The sequence below is a fragment of the Ruegeria conchae genome, from assembly GCF_000192475.1.
Taxonomy (GTDB): Bacteria; Pseudomonadota; Alphaproteobacteria; order Rhodobacterales; family Rhodobacteraceae; genus Ruegeria; species Ruegeria conchae.
This window is the reverse complement of sequence record NZ_AEYW01000009.1, coordinates 2,501-6,024: the sequence shown is the minus strand read 5'-3', so window position 1 is coordinate 6,024 and position 3,524 is coordinate 2,501. Positions and strand designations below refer to the sequence as shown.

The 3,524-nt window shown below is 53.0% G+C and carries 1 tRNA gene and 2 rRNA genes; all 3 read right to left on the bottom strand.

Going from position 1 to position 3,524, the window contains the following annotated elements:
- Positions 1–77: transfer RNA gene (locus G7G_RS0110410), tRNA-Met, on the bottom strand.
- 90 nt (positions 78–167) lie between these two features.
- Positions 168–282 (bottom strand): 5S ribosomal RNA (rrf, locus tag G7G_RS0110405).
- A gap of 189 nt (positions 283–471) precedes the next feature.
- Positions 472–3,303: ribosomal RNA gene (locus G7G_RS0110400) — 23S ribosomal RNA — on the bottom strand.
- Between the last annotated feature and the right edge of the window lie 221 nt (positions 3,304–3,524).

The window sequence follows — 3,524 nt, the reverse complement described above, 5'->3', positions numbered from 1 at the left end:
TGGTTGCGGGAGCAGGATTTGAACCTGCGACCTTCAGGTTATGAGCCTGACGAGCTACCGGGCTGCTCCATCCCGCGACACTTAGCGTTGGTCTACCGCCTATTCGGCTACTTGAGACCGGGTAGTGTTCTTTTCATCGTGTTAGAGAGATATGGGGATTTTACTAGGTTTGGCGGTGACCTACTCTCCCGGGGCTTAAGCCCAAGTACCATTGGCGCGGCAGTGCTTAACTTCCGGGTTCGGGATGGGACCGGGTGTTTCACTTGCGCTATGACCACCAAACCGAGGAAAATCCCCGTCGCTCTTTTTGCAGTGCAAAAAGGCGACGCGCGTTGCCGCACGGTTGTTATGTCACCCCTTACGGGGTTTCACATCAATCAACACCGTCGCTGTTTGCGTAGCAAAAGCGACGTAATTGTCCAACTCAAGGTCAGTGTATGCTTTTGGTGATTTGTCTTTCCATTACTGGATCAAATCAAGCCTATCGGGCGATTAGTACCGGTCAACTGAACGCATTACTGCGCTTACATCTCCGGCCTATTGACGTGGTGGTCTTCCACGGCCCTCAGGGAGACCTTGTTTTGAGGGGGGCTTCCCGCTTAGATGCCTTCAGCGGTTATCCTGTCCGATCATAGCTACCCAGCACTGCCGTTGGCACGACAACTGGTCCACCAGTGGATCGTTCACCCCGGTCCTCTCGTACTAGGGGCAACTCCTCTCAAGTCTCCTACACCCACGGCAGATAGGGACCGAACTGTCTCACGACGTTCTAAACCCAGCTCACGTACCTCTTTAAACGGCGAACAGCCGTACCCTTGGGACCTGCTCCAGCCCCAGGATGAGATGAGCCGACATCGAGGTGCCAAACACTGCCGTCGATATGGACTCTTGGGCAGTATCAGCCTGTTATCCCCGGCGTACCTTTTATCCGTTGAGCGATGGCCCTTCCACTCGGGACCACCGGATCACTATGGCCGTCTTTCGACTCTGCTCGACTTGTCAGTCTTGCAGTCAGGCTGGCTTCTGCCATTGCACTCAACGAGCGATTTCCGACCGCTCTGAGCCAACCTTCGCGCGCCTCCGTTACGCTTTAGGAGGCGACCGCCCCAGTCAAACTACCCGCCACGCAGGGTCCCGGATCCGGATAACGGACCGCGGTTAGACATCAAGAGTGCGAAGGGTGGTATCTCAAGGGAGGCTCCACGGATACTTGCGTTTCCGCTTCAAAGCCTACCACCTATCCTGCACATCACAATCCTGATGCCAGTGCGAAGCTGTAGTAAAGGTGCACGGGGTCTTTCCGTCTAACCGCGGGAAGCCTGCATCTTGACAGGCAATTCAATTTCGCTGAGTCGATGTTGGAGACAGCGGGGAAGTCGTTACGCCATTCGTGCAGGTCGGAACTTACCCGACAAGGAATTTCGCTACCTTAGGACCGTTATAGTTACGGCCGCCGTTTACCTGGGCTTCAATTCAAGGCTCTCACCTCTCCTTTTAACCTTCAGGCACCGGGCAGGCGTCAGACCCTATACGTCGTCTTGCGACTTCGCAGAGCCCTGTGTTTTTAATAAACAGTCGCCACCCCCTGGTTTGTGCCCCCAGCCCCTAGTTGCCTAGGAACCGGGCCTCCTTCTCGCGAACTTACGGAGGTATTTTGCCGAGTTCCTTCAACATCGTTCTCTCAAGCGCCTTGGTATGCTCTACCAGTCCACCTGTGTCGGTTTAGGGTACGGTCTGATGGAGGGCTATTTCCAGGAACCACTCAGCAGCCCAATCAATCCGATAAGATTGAACTACACCTGTGATCCGTCACATCCTCCTGGCCTAGGAATATTAACCTAGTTCCCATCGCCTACGCCTTTCGGCCTCGGCTTAGGGGCCGGCTTACCCTGCTCAGATTAGCTTTAAGCAGGAACCCTTGGACTTTCGGCGAGAGTGTCTCTCACACTCTTTGTCGCTACTCATGTCATCATTCTCACTAGTGATCTCTCCACCGGATGGCTCACGCCCCGGCTTCATCGAAAGCTCCAAATATCCTCCAAGGCGTTCCGAAGAACGCTAAAGAGGATAGGAACTATGTCACACTACGCTCTGCTACCGATGCTTACGCATCCCTAGACTTCGGCTCATGGCTTGAGCCCCGTTACATCTTCGCCGCAGGACAACTTATTTAGACCAGTGAGCTGTTACGCTATCTTTAAAGGATGGCTGCTTCTAAGCCAACCTCCTGGTTGTTTTGGTCGTCCCACCTGCTTTCCCACTTAGCCATGAATTGGGGGCCTTAGTCGTAGGTCAGGGTTGTTTCCCTCTCCACTACGGACGTTAGCATCCGCAGTGTGTCTGCCATCTAGTACTCCCGGGTATTCGGAGTTTGGTTAGGATCAGTAAGCCTGTGGGGCCCCATTACCCATCCAGTGCTCTACCCCCCGGGGTATTCGGATGACGCTCTACCTAAATAGATTTCGCAGAGAACCAGCTATCTCCGAGTTTGATTGGCCTTTCACCCCTAGGCACAGCTCATCCCGATCCTTTTCAACGGATGTGGGTTCGGTCCTCCAGTAAGTGTTACCTTACCTTCAACCTGGCCATGCCTAGATCACTCGGTTTCGGGTCTGATCCCACGAACTCATTCGCCCTATTAAGACTCGCTTTCGCTACGCCTACACCTAACGGCTTAAGCTTGCTCGTGAGACCAAGTCGATGACCCATTATACAAAAGGTACGCCGTCAGCTCGCAAGGAGCCTCCGACTGATTGTAGGCGTTCGGTTTCAGGTACTGTTTCACTCCCCTCGTCGGGGTGCTTTTCACCTTTCCCTCACGGTACTGGTTCGCTATCGGTCAGCAAGGAGTACTTAGCCTTCGAAGGTGGTCCTCCGATCTTCAGACAGAATTTCACGTGTTCCGCCCTACTTAATACGTCCATCAAAGCTTCCTATACGGGGCTGTCACCCGCTATGGCCATGCTTCCCAACATGTTCTAGTCACTTATCTGGCTCGGCTGGTCCCCGTTCGCTCGCCGCTACTAGGGGAGTATCAATTGATTTCCTTTCCTCCGGGTACTTAGATGTTTCAGTTCCCCGGGTTTGCTCTTAAAACCCTATGTATTCAGGTCTTAAGTACCTGTTTAAACCCCATATTGAGTATCAAAGATAACAATATGAAGCTTTCAGGTGGGTTGCCCCATTCAGAGATCCATGGATCAAAGCTTATTCTCAGCTCCCCATGGCTTATCGCAGAGTATCACGTCTTTCATCGCCTCTTGCTGCCAAGGCATTCACCAAACGCCCTTCTCGCGCTTGATTTGATCCAGAAAAAGAAAGACTTGATATTGGCACTACCGCCTATTCGGCTACTTGAGTGCGTTTGACCGCACACAACCAAAGCTGCGCTAGTAATCAAATCGATCGAGACCGCCCAGCTGGTAACTAAAGGCAGTCATTCTTCTGAACCAAAAACATACATTTCCCGCCCCCGCCACTTGGACGAGGACAATTGAGCAACCCCATATGGTCTCCCAGCCGTG